At 64.3% G+C, this 22,332-nt stretch carries 22 protein-coding genes; 6 read left to right on the top strand and 16 right to left on the bottom strand.

Annotated elements, in window-relative coordinates; all coding sequences use genetic code 11:
* Positions 1–45: 45 nt before the first annotated feature.
* A complete protein-coding gene (locus VAPA_RS31570; RefSeq protein WP_021004311.1) occupies positions 46–1,062 on the top strand; it encodes an IS110 family RNA-guided transposase in 1,017 nt (338 codons plus the stop codon).
* On the opposite strand, the gene VAPA_RS35665 is transcribed toward VAPA_RS31570, so the two are convergent.
* From VAPA_RS35665 to VAPA_RS31550, 4 genes are all read right to left on the bottom strand, one after another.
* Positions 1,019–2,056: an IS630 family transposase gene (locus tag VAPA_RS35665; RefSeq protein WP_021004310.1), complete on the bottom strand. Its 1,038-nt coding sequence runs from the start codon at positions 2,054–2,056 to the stop codon at positions 1,019–1,021. The genes VAPA_RS31570 and VAPA_RS35665 overlap by 44 nt on opposite strands.
* Positions 2,057–2,241: 185 nt before the next feature.
* Complete coding sequence (locus tag VAPA_RS31565) at positions 2,242–3,219, bottom strand: IS5 family transposase (protein WP_021004309.1); 978 nt, start codon at positions 3,217–3,219, stop codon at positions 2,242–2,244.
* A gap of 1,147 nt (positions 3,220–4,366) precedes the next feature.
* The gene (gene ggt / locus VAPA_RS31555) at positions 4,367–5,998 is read right to left on the bottom strand and encodes a gamma-glutamyltransferase (RefSeq protein WP_021004307.1); all 1,632 of its coding nucleotides are present in this window, start codon (positions 5,996–5,998) and stop codon (positions 4,367–4,369) included.
* A 92-nt stretch (positions 5,999–6,090) separates the two neighbouring features.
* Entirely contained in the window at positions 6,091–7,077 is a 987-nt protein-coding gene (locus tag VAPA_RS31550; protein ID WP_021004306.1) for a Bug family tripartite tricarboxylate transporter substrate binding protein, read from the bottom strand.
* A 103-nt stretch (positions 7,078–7,180) separates the two neighbouring features.
* On the opposite strand from VAPA_RS31550, the gene VAPA_RS31545 reads away from it, so the two are divergent.
* Positions 7,181–8,149, top strand: coding sequence for a LysR family transcriptional regulator (locus tag VAPA_RS31545; RefSeq protein WP_021004305.1), 969 nt, complete (start codon positions 7,181–7,183; stop codon positions 8,147–8,149).
* A 771-nt stretch (positions 8,150–8,920) separates the two neighbouring features.
* On the opposite strand, the gene VAPA_RS31540 is transcribed toward VAPA_RS31545, so the two are convergent.
* The 4 genes from VAPA_RS31540 to VAPA_RS31525 form a co-directional block, all read right to left on the bottom strand.
* Entirely contained in the window at positions 8,921–9,379 is a 459-nt protein-coding gene (locus tag VAPA_RS31540) for an SRPBCC family protein (protein WP_021004303.1), read from the bottom strand.
* Entirely contained in the window at positions 9,376–9,723 is a 348-nt protein-coding gene (locus VAPA_RS31535; protein ID WP_021004302.1) for an ArsR/SmtB family transcription factor, read from the bottom strand. The genes VAPA_RS31540 and VAPA_RS31535 overlap by 4 nt, the downstream gene beginning before the upstream one ends.
* 1 nt (position 9,724) lies before the next feature.
* The gene (locus VAPA_RS31530; protein ID WP_021004301.1) at positions 9,725–10,414 is read right to left on the bottom strand and encodes a glutathione S-transferase family protein; all 690 of its coding nucleotides are present in this window, start codon (positions 10,412–10,414) and stop codon (positions 9,725–9,727) included.
* A 128-nt stretch (positions 10,415–10,542) separates the two neighbouring features.
* The gene (locus tag VAPA_RS31525) at positions 10,543–11,586 is read right to left on the bottom strand and encodes an alpha/beta fold hydrolase (RefSeq protein WP_230559060.1); all 1,044 of its coding nucleotides are present in this window, start codon (positions 11,584–11,586) and stop codon (positions 10,543–10,545) included.
* Positions 11,587–11,892: 306 nt separating this feature from the next.
* On the opposite strand from VAPA_RS31525, the gene VAPA_RS31520 reads away from it, so the two are divergent.
* Positions 11,893–13,770 (top strand): CocE/NonD family hydrolase, encoded by a 1,878-nt coding sequence (locus VAPA_RS31520; protein WP_021004299.1) that lies wholly within the window; start codon positions 11,893–11,895, stop codon positions 13,768–13,770.
* A 16-nt stretch (positions 13,771–13,786) separates the two neighbouring features.
* Positions 13,787–14,782 carry an acyltransferase family protein gene (locus VAPA_RS31515; RefSeq protein ID WP_230559059.1) on the top strand — a complete coding sequence of 332 codons (996 nt, stop codon included), beginning with the start codon at positions 13,787–13,789 and terminating at the stop codon, positions 14,780–14,782.
* 112 nt (positions 14,783–14,894) lie between these two features.
* On the opposite strand, the gene VAPA_RS31510 is transcribed toward VAPA_RS31515, so the two are convergent.
* A complete protein-coding gene (locus VAPA_RS31510; protein WP_021004297.1) occupies positions 14,895–15,644 on the bottom strand; it encodes an SDR family NAD(P)-dependent oxidoreductase in 750 nt (249 codons plus the stop codon).
* Positions 15,645–15,748: 104 nt separating this feature from the next.
* Here VAPA_RS31510 and VAPA_RS31505 point away from each other — a divergent pair, with 104 nt between their 5' ends.
* Positions 15,749–16,636 (top strand): LysR family transcriptional regulator, encoded by an 888-nt coding sequence (locus VAPA_RS31505; RefSeq protein ID WP_021004296.1) that lies wholly within the window; start codon positions 15,749–15,751, stop codon positions 16,634–16,636.
* Between the two features lie 12 nt (positions 16,637–16,648).
* Here VAPA_RS31505 and VAPA_RS31500 read toward each other — a convergent pair whose 3' ends face one another.
* The 5 genes from VAPA_RS31500 to VAPA_RS31480 all read right to left on the bottom strand — a co-directional run bounded on the left by VAPA_RS31500 (position 16,649) and on the right by VAPA_RS31480 (position 20,714).
* Positions 16,649–18,106, bottom strand: a complete 1,458-nt coding sequence (locus VAPA_RS31500) for a catalase (protein ID WP_021004295.1) — start codon at positions 18,104–18,106, stop codon at positions 16,649–16,651.
* 12 nt (positions 18,107–18,118) lie between these two features.
* Entirely contained in the window at positions 18,119–18,715 is a 597-nt protein-coding gene (locus tag VAPA_RS31495; RefSeq protein WP_021004294.1) for an Ohr family peroxiredoxin, read from the bottom strand.
* A 36-nt stretch (positions 18,716–18,751) separates the two neighbouring features.
* Positions 18,752–19,333, bottom strand: a complete 582-nt coding sequence (locus VAPA_RS31490; protein ID WP_021004293.1) for a YceI family protein — start codon at positions 19,331–19,333, stop codon at positions 18,752–18,754.
* Between the two features lie 78 nt (positions 19,334–19,411).
* On the bottom strand, positions 19,412–20,167 hold the full coding sequence (locus VAPA_RS31485) for an SDR family oxidoreductase (RefSeq protein ID WP_021004292.1): 756 nt from the start codon (positions 20,165–20,167) through the stop codon (positions 19,412–19,414).
* A gap of 67 nt (positions 20,168–20,234) precedes the next feature.
* Positions 20,235–20,714 (bottom strand): carboxymuconolactone decarboxylase family protein, encoded by a 480-nt coding sequence (locus VAPA_RS31480; RefSeq protein ID WP_021004291.1) that lies wholly within the window; start codon positions 20,712–20,714, stop codon positions 20,235–20,237.
* Between the two features lie 289 nt (positions 20,715–21,003).
* On the opposite strand from VAPA_RS31480, the gene VAPA_RS31475 reads away from it, so the two are divergent.
* Entirely contained in the window at positions 21,004–21,300 is a 297-nt protein-coding gene (locus VAPA_RS31475; RefSeq protein ID WP_021004290.1) for a hypothetical protein, read from the top strand.
* A gap of 74 nt (positions 21,301–21,374) precedes the next feature.
* On the opposite strand, the gene VAPA_RS31470 is transcribed toward VAPA_RS31475, so the two are convergent.
* Both VAPA_RS31470 and VAPA_RS34270 read right to left on the bottom strand, forming a co-directional pair.
* Positions 21,375–22,001: a peroxiredoxin-like family protein gene (locus VAPA_RS31470; RefSeq protein WP_021004289.1), complete on the bottom strand. Its 627-nt coding sequence runs from the start codon at positions 21,999–22,001 to the stop codon at positions 21,375–21,377.
* Positions 21,979–22,236, bottom strand: coding sequence for a UBP-type zinc finger domain-containing protein (locus tag VAPA_RS34270; protein ID WP_021004288.1), 258 nt, complete (start codon positions 22,234–22,236; stop codon positions 21,979–21,981). The genes VAPA_RS31470 and VAPA_RS34270 overlap by 23 nt, the downstream gene beginning before the upstream one ends.
* Positions 22,237–22,332: the final 96 nt, after the last annotated feature.

Genomic DNA, 22,332 nt, shown 5'->3' with positions numbered 1-22,332 from the left:
TGCTTGCGCGCGATTCACCATAGGGCGCCTACGAAGGAGATCGATATGGAACTGTACGCGGCGATTGACTTGCACTCGAACAACAGCGTCGTGATGGTGATCGATGCGCAGGATCGGACAATGTTCGCCGAGCGCCTGCCCAATGATCTCGGTGCCATCGTGGCCGCTCTTCGATCTTGCTCGGGCACGTTGCGCGGCGTGGCGGTGGAGTCGACCTACAACTGGTACTGGCTGGTCGACGGACTGCAGGATGCCGGCTTCACCGTGCACTTGGTCAATACCGCCGCGGTCAAGCAGTACGATGGACTCAAGCATGGAGGTGATTTCAGCGATGCGCGTCACCTCGCTCACCTGCTGCGTCTGGGCATTCTGCCGGTGGGTCATATCTACCCTCGCGCGCAGCGCGCCCTACGCGACCTGCTGCGCAAGCGCAGCCAGCTCGTGCGACAGCGCAGTACCCAGATCCTGAGCATCCACAACCTGATAGCGCGCAACCTCGGCGCGCGCATGAGAGGTGACTCGATCAAGCGCATGGAGCCAAAGGATGTCGATGCCATGGAACTGCTTGAGGAACAGAAGCAGGCCCTGAAGGCAAACCTGGCGGTGATGGATTGCCTCGACGAGCAAATCCACCAACTCGAGCGGAGCATCTTGGCCAAGCTCAAGTTGCGCGAAGACGTCAAGGCGCTCAAGACCGTCAGCGGCGTCGGCGACATTCTGGCGCTGACCATTGCGCTGGAGGCCGGAGACATTGACCGCTTTGCTGGCCCCGGCAACTTCGCGTCCTACGCGCGCATGGTCGACAGCCGTCGCGAATCGAATGGCAAGAAGAAGGGCGAGGGTAATGCCAAGTGCGGCAACAAGTTCCTCGCCTGGGCCTTCATCGAGGCGGCGCATTTTGCAGTGCGCTTCGACGCCACCATCAAGCGCTGGTACCAGAAGAAGTGCGCGAGTCGCTTGAGCGTCATCGCGATCAAGGCGGTGGCGCACAAGCTAGCGCGGGCCTGCTATCACGTGATCAAGCATGGACAGCCATTCGACGTTGCGAAAGCGTTCGGATGAGGCGCTCGAAAGGAGCTGAAACGATCAAAGGGACGACGTCGGACAGTGTTGTAGAAGAGCAGGAAAAACCACGAATCTGATTGCACGCTGACGTCGATCCCGCCCAACTCGACAAGTTCGTTGCGCCCGTACCGTGAGCCACAAGGAGTTGGATCACCATTCGGTGAAGCCATACATCTGTGCGGCCAGCTGGCCTGGCTGCAAGGCATGGACACGGTGGGGAACAGAGGGTTTTCTGGGGCTGCCAAGGCAGCCAGGGGCCAAGCACCGCTGAGGCGCGCAGGCCTTGATCCTGATGGGTGACTGGTGCGCTACGGCGTGACCACCGTTTGAGAACCAAGTGCGTGTCGAAATCGAAGATTGGGATTACAGGGATTGGAAGGAACGAGTGAGCGAAATGGCGGGGCGTCCGCAGAGATGTGCTCGGCCCTCTTGACGCGGGGGCTAATGGGTGGCTCTTCTCGTCCACGCACAGGACCATCGCCATGAGCGGCGGGTCCAAGTACAGCCCGACGATGTCGCGCACCTTCTCCACAAACAGCGGGTCGCTGGAGAGCTTGAAGGTCTCTTGGCGATGAGGCTGGAGCCCGAAGGCGCGCCAGATGCGAGACACCGCCGTTTGCGACAGCCCGGTCTCGCGCGCCATGGTGCGGGTGCTCCAATGTGTCGCCGCGTCGGGAACGCTCTCCAGCGTCTTGGCAATCACGGCGTCGACCCGCGCGTCGTCGATCGTTCGCGGTGCTCCAGGCCGAGGGGCGTCCAGTAGTCCGTCCAGCCGGTGCTCGACGAATCGGGCGCGCCACTTCGAAACCGTCTGCTGCGTCACGCGCTGGCGACTCGCAACCACCTTGTTGTCCACGCCTTCGGCGCAGGCCAGAACAATGCGAGCGCGCAACGCCAACGCCTGCGCGGTCTTGCGCCGCAGCGTCAGCGCCGTGAGCTGCTCGCGTTCGGATTCGCTCAGCACCAGTTCTGCCTTGGGTCTTCCTCGCATGGCCGCCTCGTCGTGTGCATACGGTACACGATTGATTCGGCTCTTCTCGATTAGTTCAACGAACTTCTAAGGAAGGTCTGAACAGGTCACCAATTGGCGTGCGATGAAGGCCAATGGTGTGCACGGAGACGAATCGCACCGCCAGATGCGCCGAATCGACGAGGTCTGCCCCTCATCCAGCGCCCTCAGGCTGTTTGCGGACACACCTGTCCCATCACCGCCATCAGTTTCTTGCGCGCCATCCACAGATTGGACAGCGCAAACAACGTGATCACATGCGCCGTGTTCTTGGCCAGCCCCTTGAACCTCACCTTCACGAGACCGAACTGGCGCTTGATCACCCGGAACGGATGCTCCACCTTTGCGCGCACTCTGGCCTTCTCATATTCGTTCTTGCGCGCTCTGGCCTTGGCACGTCCCTCGGGCATCTTCGCCATGTCGCTGGGCCGGCCCGCAATGTGCCACTGCACATCGCGCTTCACCCGCGCCTGCGCGCCCCGGTAGCCCGAGTCGGCCCACACCTGCTCTTCCTTGCCATGCAGCAAGTCATTCACCTGTTCCACGTCTGCCTCGTTGGCTGCGGTAGTCGTCACCGTGTGCACCAGTCCCGACTCGGCATCCACCGCGATGTGCGCCTTCATGCCGAAGTGCCACTGGTTGCCCTTCTTCGTCTGATGCATCTCGGGGTCTCGCTCGCCCGTGCTGTTCTTGGTGGAACTGGGCGCCGCGATGATCGTGGCGTCCACGATGGAGCCGCGCTTCAGGAGCAACCCCTTCCTGGCCAGGTGGGCGTTGACCTGCTTGAAGATGTCTTCGGCCAGATCGCTGGCTTCCAGCAGGTGACGGAAGTTCAGGATGGTCGTCTCATCGGGGATCGCCTCCAGACCGAGTCCGGCGAACGTGCGCAGCGAGGCGATCTCATACAGGGCTTCTTCCATCGCCGGGTCGCTCAGAGCGAACCAGTTCTGCATCAGGTGCACGCGCAGCATGGCTTGCAGCGGGTAGGGCCGACGGCCTCGGCCCGCCACTGGATAGTGGGGCTCGATGACCTTGAGCAGCGCTTTCCACGGCACCACCAGTTCCATCTCGGCAAGGAAGACTTCGCGCCTCGTCTTCTTCCTCTTGCCCGCTTGCTCCGCATCCGCAAAACTGATCTGACTCATTGCTCATGCTCCTTTGCAGGGGTCAATCCTTCATGCAAGAAACGTGCTCTTGTTCAGACCTTCCCTAACTCACGACACTAGGACACGATTGATGAAATCATCGCTGGGTCTTTATGACGAGAGTGCGTGTTGCCGCCTACGCGGCGGGCGGTGTTCCCCATTGGGCGGCTCACGCGCCAGGGCCAACGGTTTTTAACCAACCAACGGTAATGGGGTGTTTACGTGCCTTTGGTTATCGTCGGTTGGTCTGCGGCACCGGGCGAGGGGCATCACCGTGTAGGTGTGTGGCCTCAGCGTCCACGCCAAAACCGCCACCACCGGGGTCGTGTGGCCCTCATCTCGAGTGGCCTCATATCGAGGGTGTCGTAGTTGGTGAATGGCGCACCGGCACGCCTTCGCAATTCAGTTTCGAGTTCGTGGGCTATCCCGCGCGCGTGAAGCTCTCCCGCGAGCGCTTTCCTGCGCCACTCGATCGCCATCGCACTCAATGCTTCGTCGGTCCACTCCTGGTTTGTGATCATGAGTAGATTCTGCCGCTGCTGCTCATCTCTTTTACCCCGACTGCGCATGCGCTGTCGCGCGCAAGCCAATACTCAACACGGTGCCTCTGCATCATTCCGCTTTCGTAAACGCCCGTCTTGGCCAAGCGGCCATTGAGGAGTGACAGCGGTCGGCATCGAGGCGTTTCCCTGAGCAATTTCTTTCTTCCCCTTGCCTCTACCAGCGCCGAACCGCTGTCGAAAGCCAGTGTGCGCGGCGCAAGTGAAGCCAGAGTGAAGTCTGTGCAGGAGTCCCGTGAAACGATACCGGTCGTCTTGCAACAAGCCACCCTCGGATGGGAAAAGCATGCGCTTGCATGCAGCGAGGCGTGCTTGAGGCCATGCCCTCTTTCCGATTCGATCGCCGACAGCAGCGATACTCCATCGAAGCGACGGCCCCTTGCGAAACAGGGAAGACGGCTTGTGACAGGCTGTTGAGCGAGTTTCAGCAACTGAATGAGCGCTCCAGACAGCTCATACAACCGCGCAATCACACTCGACACCTCGTTGACGTGGTGCCGGTACGACATCCCGCCCGGCTTCTTGAGCTGGCATCAGCGGCTCTTCAATTCCCTCCAGCGCCCCAACAACAATTCGGACCCAGCCGATCAGCGCGCAGGATCCATGCGCAGCCGGTACGCCACGCCATCGCGGCCGGGGTCGGCGCCGCCGTGCAGGCCATCGGCCTGTACCTGCACGCCGTGCACCCAGCCGATGGTGTAGTTGTACGGGTTGCGGCCAATGGCGTAGCCCTGTGCTTCCAGTGTGCGCGTGACGGAACGCGGAATGCGGTTACACACGTCGATGGAGTTGCTGGTGGACGAGAAGCGCGGCGCCGACACGGCAGCCTGCACCTCCATGCCGTGGTCGATCACGTTGAGCAGCACCTGCAGCACGCCCATCGCGATCTGCGTGCCTCCGGGGGCGCCGAGCACCACGTCGAGCTCGCCGTCCTTGAAGGTCATGGTGGGGCACGACGAGGTGAAGCGGCTCTTGCCGGGCTGGATGCTGCCTGCGCGGCCCGGGCGCGGGTCGAACACGCCCATGCAGCCGTTGTAGAGGAAGCCCATGCCCGGGGTGATGATGCCCGAGGGCATGGCGAGCGAGTGAGTGAGGGACACGGCGTTGCCGTCAGCGTCCACCACGCTCAGGTGGGTGGTGTCGCGCGGCACGGGCGCACCGGGGTTCACGCGCTCCACGTTGAAGCGATGACCCGTGTGGATCTGCTCGGCCACTTCGCGGGCCATGTCCTTGGACAGCAACTGATCCAACGGCACGTCGAAGAACTTCGGGTCGCCGATGCAGCGGTCCTTGTCGATCGTGGCCTTTTTCATGGCCTCGCACACCTTCTGCAGGTAGGCGGGGCCGTTGTGCTCCAGGCTCGCCAGATCGAAGTGCTCGAGGATGTTGAGCATCTCCAGCAGCATGGCGCCGCCGCCCGGAGGTCGGTTGGTCGTGATGGTGCGGTCGCGGTAGCGGCCCACCAGCGGCGGGTTGCGCTGCACTTGGTAGCGGGCCAGATCGTCGCGCGTGATCAGCGCGCCCAGCGACTGCAGGTGCGCCACCATTTTTTGCGCCAGGTCGCCCTGGTAGAACGGGCGCGCGCCTTCCTCGGCAATCTGGCGCAGCACGGCGGCCATGCCTTCGTTGCGCAGCGGCGCACCGATGGGCTTGGGGCGGCCGTCGGGGCGGCAGTACAGCTGGCGGCTGTCCTCGCAGTACTGCAGTCGCTCCAAGTTGCCGACGCGGCCCATGGTGGGCTCGTCGATCCAGAAGGCGTGCATGCCGGGTCGCACAAAGTAGCCCTCCGCCGCCCATCGGATGGCGGGTTCCACCACCTGCTGCCACGGCAAGCGGCCATGCGCCTGGTGCATGGCCTCCAGGCCCTTGAGGGTGGCCGGCGTGCCGATGGACTGGGGGCCGATGTCGTTGACCCGGCCCTTGAGGATGAAACCAAAGCCGTCTTTGGTCTCGCCCTCCAACAGGTGCTCCCACATGTCTTCCCTGGCCGCCAGCGGCGCGGGCGAGTGGAAGTCGAAATATTCATGCACCTGGGCGCCGGGCAGGTACACGGCGGCGGTGCCAAAACCTGCGATGCCGCACATCAGCGGGTCGACCACCGTCTGGGCCAAGGCAGTGGCCACGGCGGCATCCACCGCGTTGCCGCCTGCGCGCAGGATGTCAATGCCGGATTCGGCGGCCTCCGGCTGCGGGCAGACCACCATTGCTTCTTTTTTCATGAGGTGTGATGACGAACCCCTTGCTGCATCGGCGATACGGCAAGGGGTGAAGATGGAAGGAAAAAGGGACGGCGCTTGCGCAAGCCGCCGGCTTACTTGGCGCTGAGATTCAGCGCCCCGAGCGTGGGGCCCCAGGCCTTGGCGTCACGCGCCGCCGTCTCCATGACCAGCGCGGAAGCGCCCGACATGGGAATCACGCCCATGCTCTTGAGCTTGGCCTGCACGTCGGGGCTGTTGTGAAAGGCTGCCGTCGCTTTGTTGAGCTTTTCCACGATCTCGGGCGGCGTGCCGGTGCGTGCCACCACGGCACTCCAGCCCATGTTGTCAAAGCCCTTCACGCCCAGCTCACCAAGGGTGGGCACATCAGGCAGCTCAGGGGTGCGCTGTGGCGACAACACGGCCAGTGGATTGAGCTTGTGGTTCTTGATGTGGGGCAGGGCCGTGCCATACACCGGTGCCATCACTTCGGTCTGCCCACCGATGGTGGCCAGGATGCCGTCGGCCTCGCCCTTGTAAGGGATGTGGGTCATCGAAATGCCCAGGGCATTGGACACGAGCTCGACCGCCAGATGGGTGGAGTTGCCCAGTCCGGCGGACGCGAAGTTCAGCTTGCCGGGCGCCGCCTTGGCTTTTTCCGTCAGATCCTTGAGCGTCTTGATGCCCGTGGCCGGATTGGCCGACAGCACGAACGGCACCGTGGTCAGCATGGTCACGCCAACAAAATCCTTCTCGGGGTTGTAGGGCAGCGGCTTGTAGGTGAATTGGTTGAGCACCATCAGCGACACGCTGCCCAACAGCAGGGTGTAGCCATCGGCGGGCGCATTCAGCGCGCTCTGTGCGGCAATGAGGCCGCCCGCACCGGGCTTGTTCTCCACCACGATGGTGGCGCGAATGGCCTTGCCTGCGTGCTCCGCCCACATGCGTGCAATCGTGTCGCTGCTGCCGCCCGGGGCCTGCGATACGACCAGGCGCACGGGCCGGCTGGGGTAGGAGGCTTGCGCGTACACGGTGGTGGCCGTGGCGGCCGCGACCGCGACGCCCATCAGGATCTTGTAGACGTTCGTGATTGCTTTAGGCACAGGGATTCCTCTGAGGGTCTGACACAAAAAGATGAAGTAATTTTCATGACAACCCTGCTATCCACCTAGTGAAAATGCAAAATGGATATATGAAGATTTACTCATGATTGAACGTTCAGAAGGCCTCTCCTGGGCGCGGGGCATCAAGGTCCGGCATCTGGAATCCTTTCTGGTTCTGGACGAGGTGGGCACGCTGACCGAGGCGGCGGCGCGGCTGCACATGACGCAATCTGCCATGTCGCACTGGCTGGCAGAACTGGAACGCGTGGCGGGCACGCCGCTGATGGTGCGTGGGCGCAAGGTGCAGCTGACGCCTGCGGGGCATCTGCTCAAGCGGCTGGCCATCACCGTGCTGGGAGATGTCGTCCGCACCGGCCGCGAGATGCATGCGGCGGCCGCGGGACGCGTGCCGCGTCTGAACGTGGGCAGCGTCTGGGCGGGCATCGCCGGCGGCCTGCCCGAAGCCGTGACCGCGTTCCAGCAGCGCCATGCCGATGTGGCCGTGTCCATTCACGACGGGCTGTTCGACGACCTGCTCAAGGGCCTGGACACGCGTGCCATGGACGCCGTGATCGGCGTTCTGGATGCAAGGGCGCACCAGCCGCAGCTGGCGCATCACGTGCTCTTCGACGACCAGGTGAGCATCGTCATCGGCCAGGGCAGCAAGCACTGGGACAGCGACCAGCCGCTGGGCTTTGCCGACGTACTGCGGGAGAAATGGGTGATGCCGCCCCTTGGCACGCTCACTCGCATCCAGATGGATGCCTATCTCATCGAGCAACAGGCATCGTGGCTGGTGCCCAAGGCAGAAACCGCCTCGCTGGCCATGATGCAGGCCCTGCTGCAAAAGGGCGACTATGTCGGCGTGTGTGCGGAATCCATGGCGGACTACATGGCCTCGCTGGGGCTGTTCCGGAAGATCGCCATTGATTCGAACATCCGCTTCGGCCCCATCACCGTGGTGTGGAACCGCGAACACGTCTCGGCCACGCTCATGGACTTCATTGCCTGCCTGAAGGCGCATGCGCGGAGCTTGCCTGCCGCGCCAGTGCAGGCGCCGCCCAGCGCGTAGCCCCCGCGCCAGCGCTGTGGTCGTTGTCGCTGGTTTGGGGATGGTTGGCGCAATCGGGTCATGCTTTCTGACCCTCCTTTCTTCGTTGCAGCCTGTTCACAGGCATCGCCCAGGTGGCAGCAGGCATCTCCGCTCCATGATCGCGAGGGCTCGCGCATCTTCACGCTCAAAGGCGGGCTTGTCACAAGCTAAAAGAATCGCGTCCAAGACCGCATCCTCAGCGGCTTCGTCAGCGTTGTCCCGACAGGCAGCGAGGAGTTCGATCTCGGTCTTCGCCTGTCGAGACGATTTGGATGACCCCCTTCCCAGGCACGGCCTACGTGCGCACCGCACCTCGGTGGCCTGGCTCGAGCATTGCCCAATTTAAAGCTCAAGTGAGGCATCGCACGCCCGATCAGTCGACGGCAATAGGGTGTTTACGTGCCTTTGGTTATCGTAGGTTGGCGTCATGGGCACCGCTCGGAGTTCAAGCGACACGGCCGGGAGAGATCGTCCAAGCTCACCCACCCGCCCGAGACCGCACGCGCCTCTACACCCCAATCATCCGGACCTTTCTTGTCGATACGGTGGCTCTCGTCGAGGGCTCGAGCGCTAGCGAGCCGACGTATTCTTCAGCGCGAAGCGAAGCGGAAGACTTGCAAGTAGAGGCTGATCATCAAGGCTTCGGGCACCGCAGCCAAGCGCTGGGCGCTGCGCCCTCGAACCTAGCAACGGGCCGCGCCCGTGTAGATAAATCCTGCCAACACTTGCGTTGTCAACCACGCACAAGTTCTAGAGTCGCGCTATTTGCAACCGAAGCCGGTCCAGGCCTTCTTCGGTTCCACGAATGCGCTCGGCGCGGTCTTCATGCCCGTTCAGGTACGTGAGCTGCTCCTTGTAGACCATGCGCGTGCCGCGCTTGTGGGCAAAGAATTCGACGGTCACGAGTGAGACCGACAGGCGGCGTGCGTCGAGCCGGATGTCATAGGCGAAGACGATGCGCCGCGAGGGCTCGATGTCGAAGAACACCTTCTCGATCTGCTGGATGCGCCCGTCGGGATAGGCGACCTGATGCATCTCATGCCCGAGCGGCCGGAAGTCCAGGCTGTATTCGGTGGTGTGCTCGGCGTGGCAGTCGGACCAGCGGCGCTTTGCCTGGGGGTCGGACCAGGCATGGAATACCGTCTCGGGCGCAGCATCGAACTCGCGTTCGATGACGAAGTCGGTGTGCGTGCTGGGGATGTGCTTCATGAGGTGGCCTTGCCTTTCTGCTCGGCCAGGTAGGCATCGAGCTGGTCGAACTGCGCGTTGAGCAGCGTCTTGCGCTTTGCGACCCATGCTTCCATGGCATCGAGCGCCTTGGGCTCGGCCGTGTAGGTGCGCACGCGGCCGCTTTTGCGGGAGGCGACGAACCCGCCTTCCACCAACACGGCCAGGTGCTTGACTGCCGAAGGCAGCGCAATGCCAAGCGATTCGGCCAGCTCGGACACCGAAGCCGGTCCTCGGCTCAGGCGATCGAGCATGCCGCGGCGGTACGCGTCGGCCAGCGCAAAGAACATGCGGTCGAGGCGGGCGGGATCGGCGATCGCCCGCATCTCAGACGCTCGCCGGATCGAAGAAGCGTCGGGACAGGCCCGCACGCCCAGGGTAAAACTTGAAGTAAGGGCGTGCCTGGTCGATGGTGGTCGCCACCGACGAATGATCCATCAACCGCTCGAAGTAGGCGGCCAGGTGAACATGCTGCGGTGATAACGGCACGTAGGTCACGGCATAGAACAAGGCTGGTGCTGCGGCGCAGTCGGCCATGCTGAATGCGTCGCCGGCAACCCAGGTCCGCCCCTCAACATGACGGTCGATAAAGGCGTAGGCCGATGACAAGCCATCTCGCGCCCTGGCCACCCCGCGAGCGTCGTGTTCACCTTCCGGCCGCAGAAGGTCGTCGGTCAGCGCTTGCATCGGCGTCATCACGTGCAGGTCGAAAAGCCGGTCCCACAAGCGCACCTCGAGCGCAGCGTCCGGATCCTCCGGGATGAGCGTGCGGCCCGGGCCTGCATGATGTCGCTGGAGATACTCGATGATGATGCTCGATTCGGGCACGGGCCGAAGCCGGTCCACCAACAGCGGCATCTTGCCCGTCGGCCACAGCGCGACGTGCGACGCCCGCGCTTCGGGATCTCCCAGGTTGAGCAGCCGCCTCTCTACTTCGATGCCCAACGCGTCGATCGCTATCAGCACCTTGTGGCAGTAGGACGAGAGCGGGTGGTAGTGCAGTGTGAGGGCATTCATGAGGCGACAAATACTTTCCTATTTCGGAAAGTATAGGCTCAGCGACCCGTCGAATCAAGTGCAGCTTTCGGGTGCCGTGCGAAGTCGAAAGCGGGAGGCGGGCGTGCCCTCCGCAGTGTTTTGCGGGCTCAATTCGCGCCGCGATCCGCGCGAAGGAGCTCGAGCACCGCGTCCGAAAAAGCGCGCGGCGCCTCTTGCGGCAGGTTGTGTCCCGCGCCCGCTATTACACGGTGTGTGCGTGGCCCCGTGAACTTCACCGCCTGGGCCGAACCGTCGGTCGGTTCATGGGCGCCATCGTCGTTGCCATCCAGTGTCACAGTCCGCACCGGTATCGTTGGCAGCGACGTGAGCCTGCGATCGATCTCGGCATAGGCCGGATCTCCTTTGACCGCGCCGAATCGATGGCGAAACGAATGTATCGAGACGTCGACGTGGTCGGGGTTATCGAACGATGCGGCGGTACGGGCAAAGGTCGCGTCGTCGAAGCGCCAAGTCGGTGACCACTGCTTCCAGAAAAGCCGGTTGAGCTCGCGGCGGTGCTTTGCATAGCCGGCCCGTCCTCTCTCGGTCTGGAAGTAGAACTGCCACCAGAGCGGAATTTCGCTTTCTGGCTTCGCCGGAATCAATGCCGCGGACGGGTCGGCGAACGCATAACCGTTGCCCGACACCAACCCCGCGCAGCGTTCGGGCCAGAGGGCGGCGACGGCGCTGGCCGCCTTGCCGCCCCAGTCGTAACCCGCGAGCACCGCGCGCGGCAACGCCAATGCGTCGAGCAGCGCCAGCAGGTCCGCGCCGAACGCCGAAAATTCGCCCGAACGCAGCGTGCCTGCATTCAGGAAGCGCGTGGGACCGAAGCCGCGCAAATAGGGAACGATCACCCGGCAACCCGCGGACGCCAGGATGGGGGCGACTTCCGCGTACGCCTCGATGTCATACGGGAACCCGTGAAGCAGCACCACCGCGGGACCATCGGCCGGACCTGCTTCGTAGTAAGCGATGTTCAAGACGCCTGCATCGACATTTTTCAAGCGTGCCAGGGCGAGAGCGGGTGATCCGACGCCCTTCGCGGATGCCACCCTGCCGCCCAGCGCCAGGCTCAGTCCAGCGATGCCGGCACCCGCCACGGCGTCGCGCAGCAGTCCGCGCCGCACGAAGTCCATGCGATCGTTCATGCGGGTCGGGATTACTGAATCCGTCATCTGAATCTTTCCGTGTGTGTGAGGAACTTGATAGCCGCTTCGATCGTAGGTTTGAGCAGGGAGGGCTACCAGCCACGTGCGAGGCTGCATCGTGTTGAGCGACGGACATCAATCGGTCCGATGGCGTGATCCGAGCCGCCGATCGCGACCGCAAGACAGCGTTGGCCGGTATGTACTTTCCTGCGCCAAGGTTTGTCGTGCGCAGGACTGCCGACAACGCAGCGATGCCCTAACATCGCCTCCCGCCGCCGATCCAGCAAGCCCCCGAGTACAAGAACCATGAAGAAGCTCATCGCCGCCGCCATCACACTCGCCACGGCGTTCGTCACATCGCTCGTGGCACATGGGCAGGATGCCTCGCTGGATCCCGACACGGGCCTGCCGGTGTCGCGGCCTTTCGATTTCCCCGCGCAGGGACCGGCCGCACCGTTTTGGGCCAAGCGCCTCACCGGCTATTTCACGACTTCCGACGGGATCAGGCTGCGCTACAGCGTGCTTCTGCCGAAGGCATCGGGTCGGGTCCCCGTCATCTTGAGCATCAACGGGTACGACGCCGGCTCGATCGGGGGAACGCCCTATCTCCAGTACAAGACATCGATGTCGGTCGAGCTCGACAAGCGGCTGGTCGAGTCCGGCTATGCGGTGATGGGCGTCAACGCCGCGGGCAGCGGATGCTCCGCAGGCCCGCTCGAGTACACGCGGCCACAGCTCGGAAGACACGGCGCCGAAGCCGTCGAATTCGCGGCGTCGCAAGCCTGGTCCGACGCCAAGGTCGGCATGGTCAACTGGTCGTACGGTGGTTCTTCCCAACTGGCGACGGCGCAGCACCGGCCGCCGCATCTTCGGGCCATCGTGCCCGGCATGGTGCTGACGGACTTCCGCGACGCCTTGATGCCCGGTGGCGTGCCGGCGCCCGGTTTCATCACGCCCCTGCGCGGCTCCATGCGCGCCTACTGGGAGAAGGTGGTCGCGCAGACCGCAAGGGAAGAGGGCGACGCTGCCTGCCTGGCGCAGATCCCGAAGAACCTCGCGGCCGAAGGGACGAACTCCGTGATGCACCTGTTCCTGTCGCATCCCTTGCGGGACGATCACATGAAGAGCTTCGACCTGGCGCCGCGTGCCGATCGCGTGCAGGTTCCTGTGCTGTCGCTCGAAGCGTTCCAGGACCAGGCCATCACGCCGCGCAGCGGCTACTACCAGTCCCGGCTCGATCCGGCGAGGCTGTGGTTGGTGCAGACCAACGGCCGGCACGACATGTACCTGGCCGCGGATTTCCAGGCGATGGCCGTGCGTTTTCTCGACCGCTTCGTCAAGGGAGAGAACAACGGATTCGAGCGTGACACGCTGCGTACCACCGTATGGATGGAAACCTCCGAAGCAACTGGCAACGCCCTGGAGCGGCGCGTTTCCCCCAGGGCCCGCTGGGTGGTGCAAAGAGGGTCGATCCGCCGCGACGACCTGGCCGTCAAGGCGTTCCACCTGGGTGCGGGCCAGACTCTCGCCGATGCACCTGGCTCCGGAGCCGCTGATGGCTTCGACTACCCGGGCGCCGGTGTGGTCGTCAACGACATTGCGGGAAGGGGCTTCTGGGGCCCGTTGCCTGGAGACTGGAAGACCACGGGCGTCGCCTACACATCGCCGCCGTTGGATGAAGACATGATGGTCTACGGACCGGGCAGTGCAGACCTCTGGGTCACGGCCAGCGCCGGGGATGCCGACCTGCAGGTCACCGTTACCGAACTCCGGCCGGACGGGCAGGAGACCTATGTCCAGCGTGGCTGGCTGCGCTTGTCGAACCGCGCCCTGGACACTGCGCGCTCGACGCCGTTGTTGCCCGTTCGGCTCGAACGGCCGGAGCAGCCGATGCCGCTGCTGCCGGGCCAGCCGGTCCTCGCCCGCGTCGAGATCCACAAGATGGGCCACTACTTTCGCAGCGGCTCGCGGCTGCGGATCTGGATCGACACGCCGGCCCAAACCGGCGGCCTGGTGTTCGACACCTTCACGCAGAAGCAGCGCCTCCATGTGCTGCACAACGCGAGGTACGACTCGGTGGTGCGGCTCGGCGTGCTGAAAGACGTCAAGGGGCCGGCAGGCTACCCGGCGTGCGGCGAGACGATCCTGCAGCCGTGCCGGCCGGACCCGCTGGCGAACCGCTGAGCGCGGACAGATGTCCATGCCCTACAACCCGGCCCTCGACGGCGTTCGCGCGCTGTCCATCCTCGCGGTCGTGCTGTTCCACTGCGAAGTCCCCGGTGCGCGCGGCGGCTTCATCGGGCTGGACGTTTTTTTCGTTCTTTCCGGCTACCTCATTACTTCGCTGCTGACGGCGGAATACCGTCATGGCGGCATCGAGATCGGCCGCTTCTACGCCCGCCGGGCGTTGCGGTTGTATCCGACGCTGCTGCTCATGGTTGCGGTCTACGTGGGGCTGGCCCCCATCCTCTGGCCGGCGGACGATCGCTGGCTGTCCGCCGTTCTCGCCGCACTCTACGTCTACGACTATGCGCTGGCCTTCCGGGAGCTGGCCTACACCATCGGCCACACATGGTCCTTGGGCGTGGAGGAAAAGTTCTACCTGCTGTGGCCCCTCGTGCTGCCGCTCTTTCTGCGAACGCGGCATCCTGTCGGATGGCTGGTATCCGCATTCCTGGCAGTGACTGCATGGCGGTACTTCGTGGCCATGAACTCGACCTGGTCGCAGGCGTATTTCCGCTTCGACACGCGAATGAGCGGCATCCTGCTCGGGGCCATTGCGGCGCTGACCCATTTCAAGGTATCGAAGCACGCGCTGGCCATGGCTTGCATGGCGCTGCTGGTCCTCATGGCCCTGCCTTCGCTGCCGACGAGCGACCAGGCCGAGGCGGTCACGCTGCGCATCACATTGGCGGAGCTGTCGGCCTTCGTGCTGATCTGCTTTGCCGCAGAGCATGGAAGAGCGGCATTCCTCGCGTCGCGGCCCTTGGTCTACATTGGCAGACTGTCCTATGGCATCTATCTCTGGCACTTCCCCTTGGCTCTGCTGCTCCGCGGTACGCAGCCGTTGTGGATCACGCTGAGCGCGACCCTTGCGTTCTCGTTCACGATGGCGGCGATCTGCCTGCATATGGTGGACACGCCTCTGAAGAGATGGCGCCAGAAGGCATGGCCGCAGGCCCGCAGCGCCGCGTGAGTACGCGGCATCGAACGGCGCAATAAGTGAATGCAGCTGCCCCCGCGCCGTCGCCCGGTGAAATGAAGCCGGAAATGATGGCCGAGTCCAGATGCCGGCGCGGTGCGGCCTTTCAGGTCAGCGCCATGCCGCCATCGACCTTCAGGTTGACGCCCGTGACGAACACGCTGTCGTCGCTCGCCAGGAACAGCGCCGCTTGCGCCAGGTCGTTCGGCTGGCCCAGGCGACCCAGCGGGATCGCTGCCGCCATGCTCTTGTCGAAATCAGGCCGTGCGGATTCCGTGATGCCCAGCTTCGCAAGGATCGGCGTGTCGACCGGGCCGGGGCTCAGCACGTTGACCCGGATGCGGCGGTCTTTGAGCTCGAGTGCCCAGTTGCGCGCAAAGGCCTCGATGGCGGCCTTGCTGCCTGCGTAGACCGCGTGGTTGTCCATCACCTTGCTGCCGGCGATCGAGCTCGTGAGGATGATCGAGCCGCCGTCGCGCATGAACGGCAGTGCCTTGGTCACGCCGAAGAACACCGCGCGCGTGTTGGTGTCGAACTGCACGTCGTAGTTGTCCACGGTCACGGCAGAGGACGGCTCGAGAATCGCCGTTCCCGCATTCGCCACATAGATGTCGATGGCGCCGAACCGTGCCTTTACCGCAGCGAGCAGGCGGTCGTGCATTGCCAGATCGGCCACATCGCCGACGAAGCCCAACGCGTCCGGACCGATGCGCGCCAACGCCGTATCCACGGCGTCCTGGCGGCGTCCCACGATGACGACACGGGCGCCTTCCGCCGCGAAAGCCTGGGCGCACGCCAGGCCGATGCCGCTGTTGCCGCCGGTGATCACCGCCACTTTGCCAGAGAGTTTTTGCATGATGCTTTTCCTTGTTCAATGAAGAGAGAAGCCTTCAATCTAGGTTGTCCACCTGCACTTCAGTAGTGGGCAAGAATGAAAACACTTGTGCCCCGGAGTCTTCAATGAATGTCCTCGACCACGCGCCCGGATTGGTGGCCTTTGCCAGTGCCGTGGAGGCCGGCTCGTTCAGCGCGGCCGCGCGGACGCTGGGGACGTCGCCGTCGGCGGTCTCCAAAAGTGTGGCGCGGCTGGAGCAACGCTTCGGTGTGCGGCTCTTCCAGCGCTCCACGCGGATGCTGTCGCTCACGCAGGAAGGCGCCGCGTACTACGAACGCATCTCGCCGCTGCTGCGCGCGCTCGACGAGGCCAGCGACGCGATGCGGCCCGCCGGCGTTGCGCAGGGCGTGCTGCGCATCACGGCGCCCGGAGACCTGGGGCGCATCCTCCTGGAGCCGGTGATCGACAGGTTCCTGCCCAGGCATCCGGAGCTGAAACTCGAGATGAGCCTTGCCGACCGGCACGTCGACCTGATCCGAGAGGGCTACGACATTGCCATTCGCGCAGGACAGGTGGCCGACTCCGACCTCACCGCGCGACGCCTTGCCGACCTGCCGCTCGTGCTGGTGGCGTCGCCCGGCTATCTGGCACGTCGCGGTACGCCCGATTCGATCGAGGCTCTGCACAGCCACGCGCACGTGCGCTACATGCTGGGCGGCAAGGCGTTTCCGATCCGCTTTGCCGATGGCGCCGTGTTGAACCCCGCCGGCGTATTCGACACGGACAACAGCGTCGCGCTGCGCATCGCGGCGCTCGGCGACCTGGGCATCGTGCAGATCCTTCGCCTGTTCGTGCAGGACGATATCGATGCCGGTCGGCTGGTGCCCGTGCTGCCGTCGCAGCCCCTGCCGCTCGTGACCATCGCGGCCCTGCATGCCTTCGGGCGCCAGGCGCCGGCGCGTGCGCGGCTTTTCATCGAGTTCCTGGCGGCGGAGCTCGAACGGCTGTCATGAGGCAGGGGAGCCTTAGAGCTCCAGCGCCTTCGCCACGCCCGCGCCGTACGCCGGATCGGCCTTGGCGCAGTTGCCGATGTGCCGCCGCTTGATGAACGCCGGCGCATCGCCCATCGCGCGTGCGGTGTTCTCGAACAGCACCTGCTGCTGCGCGGGCGTCATCAGCCGGAACAGGTCGCCGGGCTGCTGGTAGTAGTCGGCATCGTCTTCGCGGAAGTTCCAGAAGTCCGCCTCGCCGCGCAGTTGGAGCGGTGGCTCGCGGTAGCCGGGTTGCTCCTGCCACTGGCCGAAGCTGTTGGGCTCGTAGTGCGGCGTGCCGCCGTAGTTGCCGTCCACGCGGATCGCGCCGTCGCGGTGGTTGCTGTGCACCGGGCAGCGCGCGGCGTTCACCGGGATCTGGTGATGGTTCACGCCGAGCCGGTAGCGCTGCGCATCCGAATACGCGAACATGCGCGCCTGCAGCATTTTGTCGGGCGACGCGCCGATGCCCGGCACCAGGTTGTTGGGCGCGAAGGCGCTCTGCTCGACGTCGGCGAAGAAGTTCTCGGGGTTGCGGTTGAGCTCCATCACGCCCACCTCGATCAGCGGGTAGTCCTTCTTGGGCCAGACCTTGGTCAGGTCGAAGGGGTGGTAGGGCACTTTCTCGGCATCAGCCTCGGGCATCACCTGCACATACAGCGTCCACTTGGGGAAGTCGCCGCGACCGATCGAATCGAACAGGTCGCGCTGGTGGCTCTCGCGGTCGGCGCCCACGAGGGCCGTGGCCTCGGCATCGGTGAGGTTCCTGATGCCCTGCTGCGTCCTGAAGTGGAACTTGACCCAGAACCGCTCGTTCTGCACGTTGATGAAGCTGTAGGTGTGCGAGCCAAAGCCGTGCATGTGGCGGTAGCTCGCCGGAATGCCGCGGTCACTCATCACGATGGTGACCTGGTGCAGCGCCTCGGGCAGCAGCGTCCAGAAGTCCCAGTTGTGGGTGGCGCTGCGCAGGTTGGTCTTCGGGTCGCGCTTCACGGCCTTGTTGAGGTCCGGAAACTTGCGCGGATCGCGCAGGAAGAACACGGGCGTGTTGTTGCCGACCAGGTCCCAGTTGCCTTCTTCCGTGTAGAACTTGAGCGCGAAGCCGCGGATGTCGCGTTCGGCATCGGCCGCGCCGCGCTCGCCGGCCACCGTGGTGAAACGGGCGAACATCTCGGTCTTCTTGCCCACGGCACTGAAGAGCTTGGCGCGTGTGAACATCGTGATGTCGTGCGTGACGGTGAAGGTACCGAAGGCGCCGGAGCCCTTGGCGTGCATGCGGCGCTCGGGAATGATCTCGCGGTTCAGGTTGGCGAGTTTCTCGATCAGCCACACGTCCTGCATCAGCAGCGGGCCGCGCGGGCCGGCCGTCAGGCTGTTCTGGTTGTCGGGCACGGGGGCGCCGAAGGCGGTGGTCAGAGAGGTCTTGCGCGGGGTGTCGGATGAATCGCTCATGGAGGGGCTTTCTCAACGCAGGGGAGAGGGCGCCGACGGAGATTGGCGCCGATGTGTGAGTTCCTGGGTCGCCAGTGCCACGATGCTGGTGATCCCGTTGCGTGCCATCTTTGCGTAAGGGCAGAACCGTTCCGTGCTGCGCACCAGTTCTTCGGCCACGCTTTTCTCGACATCGGGCAAGTGAATCCGGACATCGGCTCTGAGCATGAAGAGCCCGTCGACGGGGTCGCGCCCGAAAGCGACGGACATCTGCACGTGGGCGTCGTGAACCGGGATCTTCTTTTTTGCCGCCAGCAGGTTCAATGCCCCATGGAAGCACGCGGCATAGGCCGCTGCGAACAGCTGCTCCGGGTTGGTGCCGCCACCGCCACCACCCAGGGCGGTGGGAAGCCGCAGCTGCACGTTCAGGTTGCCGTCGTCGGAGCGCGCCACGCCCGAGGCTCGTCCGTGTTCCGCTTCGCCGCCGCTCACCGTGACGACCGTCGAATAGATCGGTTCGAATTCCTGCCCCTTGTACCTGTCGAGCAGCGCGAGGGGAGGCGGCTGCAATGGGCCTGGTTGTGCGGCTTCGGCCGCGGAGGCGGTGGCTGTATCTGACTGCGTGGGCATTCCAGGCTTCCGTTCAATGATGGGGGAACGGTGCGCTCAGGCGGCTGAAGCTTCGAGTTCGAAGGCTGCGCTGATGATGAGGCTGAGTTCGTCGCCGATCATGGGGAGCGCGGCGGTCACTCCGTAGTCGCTGCGGCGGATGCGGCCACGAATGTCGAATCCGATCGTGTAGACCTGCTTGGCTGGATTCATGCCGGCACCGACGAAGCTCACGTCGAACGTGACGTTGCGCGTCACGCCATGCAGGGCGAGCGCGCCGGTCACCTGGAACGAATTCGCGGCCAGGGAAAGAGGCGCGGCGAAGTCGAAGGTGATCAATGGAAACCGCTCGCCGTCCAGCCAGTCGCGGCTCCTTAGTTCGTCGTCCAGGATCGGGCTCGTGGTTTTCACGTTGGCGACCGGTACGGACACCGCCAGGCGTGTGTGGCTTTCGCCTGCTGACAGCGGAACGTCGAGCGTGCCGCCGGGCATGGCGAACTCGCCGTGATAGGTCGAGATGCCGAAGTGCGACACGCTGAACAGCACATGCGAATGCACGGGATCGATGACGTAGCGCCCGCGGCTGACGTCGGCCAGGTTCGACGAGGCGAGTGTGGAGAGCTCGGAGGTGTCGGGCATGGGGGCACAAGGATGGGGAGAGGGACCTTGGGGCGGGGCCCCCGGCCGCACCAGGGGCGGCCGAGGGCGGGCTTCGTATCAGCGTGCTGGCTTGGGCAGTGCGAACCAGGCCTCGAAGCTGAGGGCGCCGATGCGTGGGTTGGCGCCCGGCACCAGTGTGTCGTCCTTCAGCTCCGCGCCGAAGTAGCGTGCGTGCACGTCCTGGACGACCTTGCGCGGATCGTTGGTCTTGGCGAGAAAGCGCTGGACCAGATCGGACAGGCGAACGCGCTCGGGGCCCGCAATTTCGACCACGCCGTTCACCGGGCTGCCCAGTGTGTAGTCCGCCACGGCAGTCGCGACGTCATCCGATGCGATCGGCTGCACGAAAGCCGGCGAGAGGTGCACGGTGTCACCGTCGGTGCCCGATTGCGCAATGCCGCCGAGGAACTCGAAGAACTGCGTCGAATGGACGATGGTGTACGGAATCCTCGATTCGCGGATCAGCTTTTCCTGCGCGATCTTGCCGCGGAAGTAGCCGCTTTCGGAGAGGCGGTCGGTGCCGACCACCGACAGCGCGACATGGTGCTTCACGCCGGCCACGGCTTCCGCGGCCAGCAGGTTGCGCCCCGAGGTCTCGAAGAACTCGAGCACGGCCTTGTCCTCGAACGAGGGCGAGTTCGCCACGTCCAGCACCACCTGCGCACTCTGCAGGGCCTCGGCCAGGCCTTCGCCGGTGATGGTGTTGACGCCCGAGGCGGGCGATGCGGCGACGACCTCATGGCCCGCGTCGCGCAGCTTGCTGACGACCTTCGAGCCGATGAGGCCCGAGCCGCCGATGACAACGATCTTCATGATGATTTCCTTGTAGCCCCGCGAAGGGGGTCGGGTGAATGACGGGGACGATTCCTGGCGGCGCGGATCAGGCGAGCTTTGCCTTGTCCAGGCCGAAGACCTTGTCGGAGGCGCCGGGCACGCTCTTGAAGCCGATGTTCAGGCGGCTCCATGCGTTGGTCGACATGACGAGGAAGGTGAGGTCGGAGATCTCCTTTTCCGACAGCTGCGTGCGCACGCGCTCGTAGATTTCGTCCGGCACGCCTTGCTCGGGCAGCTTGGTCAGCACTTCGGTCCAGGCCAGTGCCGCGCGCTCGCGCGGAATGAACAGCGTCGACTCGCGCCACGCGGCCAGGTGGTACAGGCGCAACTCGCGCTCGCCCTGGATCTTGGCCTGCTTGACATGCATGTCCAGGCAGAAGGTGCAGCCGTTGAGCTGCGCCGTGCGGATCGACACGAGGTTGCGGATCGGCTCTTCGATCGCGCCTTCCTTGATGGCGTTGAGGAACTCGACGAACTTCTTGAACAGTTCGGGCGATTGCTCGACATAGTTGACGCGTTGGGTCATGACTAACTCCTGGAATGGGTGGTGGATGCCTGGACTCAGAATCGGCTGAGTCATCCGTTGGCGAAGATCGCGTAGACAGGACGTAGCGTAGGTTTGGGAAGTCGCGACCGGTAGCCACGCACGAGGCTTCACGGTGTTGCCCGACGCGCACCAATCCGCTCGGGGACTCTGCATGTTTCCGAAATGGCACCAGTCGAAAGTGAAAACCAGTGAGGCCGCGTCCTAGAATTTTTTTGGACGCTTGCGCCATCGCGGTGTCATCCCATTCATTTTTCGGAAAGCCAATCCCATGTTCAAGCACATCACCGTCATCACCGCCACCTTCCTGGCCGCGACGAGCGTCTTCGCACAATCGGCGGAGAACCAGGCCATCACCGAAAGCAAGCCCCAGGTGCGAGCGCAGGCCAAGGTGGCGGCGAAATCGCAAGGCAAGGTTGCCGCGGTCTCGGGCGACACGATCAAGACCGCCGAAGGCGGCGCGATCGGAACCGACACGGCCGCCATTGCCGGCGAGAAGCGCCACCAGACGCGCGATACGCGCAAGCCGAATCGCCGCAAGCCTGTTCCTGGCGGCACGCCCGACTGAAGCTGCGAATCGCTTGAGGCCCATCGCAGGAAGCCCGCCAGTGACTGACTGGCGGGCTTCGTCGCATGGGGCCTTCAGCGGGCACTGGCTGACGCAAGGGCGCGGCTGCGGACCATGTCTTCGATCGCGCGCAGCACGTCGCCCGGTTCGGCGCGCTTTCGGATGTCCTCCTCGATGTGGGCGAAGCGAATGCGGCCATCTTCATCGATCACATAGGTCGCCGGAACCGGCAACACCCACAGGCCGTTGCCGTTCAGGACGGGAATATCGGTCCCCACCGAGCCGTAGAAACTGACGAGTTCGGGCGGAAGCGTGAAGGCCAGTTCGAAGCCATTGGCCGCCTCGAGGTTCGAATCGCTGAGCACGGTGAATGTGAACTGATTGTCCTCGGCCGTGCGCATCGAATGGTCGGGCGTCTGCGGAGAGATCGCCAGGAGCGTGGCACCGAGCCGTGCCAGGTCATCCGCTCGCTGGTGCCAGGCCCGCAACTGGAGGCTGCAGTAACCGCACCAGCCGCCGCGGTAGAAGACCAGCACGAGTGGTCCCTTGCGCCACACGTCCGACAGACGAACCTGACGGCCGGAACTGTCCGGCAATGTCGCGTCGGGCGCGAGGTCGCCGGCGCGCTTGGCACGGGCAGCAATGCCCGTGGCGTCGAACACCGCTTCGGCGGCGTTGTCAGACGAGCTTCTGGTCGACATAGCACCACCGCCAGGATTCGCCGCGTTCCGCAGACTGCACGACCGCGTGGCCGGTCTCGTGGAAGTGGCCGGTCGCGTGCTTTCCCTGCGACGAGTCGCAACACCCGACATGGCCGCAGGTCAGGCACGTGCGCAGGTGAACCCAGCGGCTGCCGGACCGCAGGCATTCCTCGCACCCGTGGGTGGTCGGCGTGACGGGGCGGACCTGAGCCAGGTGCGTGCAGCCGGCAGTCATGCATGCACCTGCGCGTGGGACGGTGACAGTGAATGCGAGGGGAGGGGAATCTTCATGGCATGGGCTCCTTGGCGTTCGCCAGCGGCGAACGGTTCG

It is taken from the genome of Variovorax paradoxus B4, from assembly GCF_000463015.1.
Taxonomy (GTDB): Bacteria; Pseudomonadota; Gammaproteobacteria; order Burkholderiales; family Burkholderiaceae_C; genus Variovorax; species Variovorax paradoxus_E.
Note: the sequence above shows the minus strand (reverse complement) of the source record. Positions and strands in the feature narration are given on the sequence as shown.

Bases quoted from the DNA above. Each gene is read 5' to 3' on its own strand.
- VAPA_RS31570 (WP_021004311.1), top strand. From the start codon at position 46: ATGGAACTGTACGCGGCGATTGACTTGCACTCGAACAACAGCGTCGTG.
- VAPA_RS35665 (WP_021004310.1), bottom strand. From the start codon at position 2,056: ATGCGAGGAAGACCCAAGGCAGAACTGGTGCTGAGCGAATCCGAACGC.
- VAPA_RS31565 (WP_021004309.1), bottom strand. From the start codon at position 3,219: ATGAGTCAGATCAGTTTTGCGGATGCGGAGCAAGCGGGCAAGAGGAAG.
- ggt (WP_021004307.1), bottom strand. From the start codon at position 5,998: ATGAAAAAAGAAGCAATGGTGGTCTGCCCGCAGCCGGAGGCCGCCGAA.
- VAPA_RS31545 (WP_021004305.1), top strand. From the start codon at position 7,181: ATGATTGAACGTTCAGAAGGCCTCTCCTGGGCGCGGGGCATCAAGGTC.
- VAPA_RS31540 (WP_021004303.1), bottom strand. From the start codon at position 9,379: ATGAAGCACATCCCCAGCACGCACACCGACTTCGTCATCGAACGCGAG.
- VAPA_RS31535 (WP_021004302.1), bottom strand. From the start codon at position 9,723: ATGCGGGCGATCGCCGATCCCGCCCGCCTCGACCGCATGTTCTTTGCG.
- VAPA_RS31530 (WP_021004301.1), bottom strand. From the start codon at position 10,414: ATGAATGCCCTCACACTGCACTACCACCCGCTCTCGTCCTACTGCCAC.
- VAPA_RS31525 (WP_230559060.1), bottom strand. From the start codon at position 11,586: ATGAACGATCGCATGGACTTCGTGCGGCGCGGACTGCTGCGCGACGCC.
- VAPA_RS31520 (WP_021004299.1), top strand. From the start codon at position 11,893: ATGAAGAAGCTCATCGCCGCCGCCATCACACTCGCCACGGCGTTCGTC.
- VAPA_RS31515 (WP_230559059.1), top strand. From the start codon at position 13,787: ATGCCCTACAACCCGGCCCTCGACGGCGTTCGCGCGCTGTCCATCCTC.
- VAPA_RS31510 (WP_021004297.1), bottom strand. From the start codon at position 15,644: ATGCAAAAACTCTCTGGCAAAGTGGCGGTGATCACCGGCGGCAACAGC.
- VAPA_RS31505 (WP_021004296.1), top strand. From the start codon at position 15,749: ATGAATGTCCTCGACCACGCGCCCGGATTGGTGGCCTTTGCCAGTGCC.
- VAPA_RS31500 (WP_021004295.1), bottom strand. From the start codon at position 18,106: ATGAGCGATTCATCCGACACCCCGCGCAAGACCTCTCTGACCACCGCC.
- VAPA_RS31495 (WP_021004294.1), bottom strand. From the start codon at position 18,715: ATGCCCACGCAGTCAGATACAGCCACCGCCTCCGCGGCCGAAGCCGCA.
- VAPA_RS31490 (WP_021004293.1), bottom strand. From the start codon at position 19,333: ATGCCCGACACCTCCGAGCTCTCCACACTCGCCTCGTCGAACCTGGCC.
- VAPA_RS31485 (WP_021004292.1), bottom strand. From the start codon at position 20,167: ATGAAGATCGTTGTCATCGGCGGCTCGGGCCTCATCGGCTCGAAGGTC.
- VAPA_RS31480 (WP_021004291.1), bottom strand. From the start codon at position 20,714: ATGACCCAACGCGTCAACTATGTCGAGCAATCGCCCGAACTGTTCAAG.
- VAPA_RS31475 (WP_021004290.1), top strand. From the start codon at position 21,004: ATGTTCAAGCACATCACCGTCATCACCGCCACCTTCCTGGCCGCGACG.
- VAPA_RS31470 (WP_021004289.1), bottom strand. From the start codon at position 22,001: ATGTCGACCAGAAGCTCGTCTGACAACGCCGCCGAAGCGGTGTTCGAC.
- VAPA_RS34270 (WP_021004288.1), bottom strand. From the start codon at position 22,236: ATGACTGCCGGCTGCACGCACCTGGCTCAGGTCCGCCCCGTCACGCCG.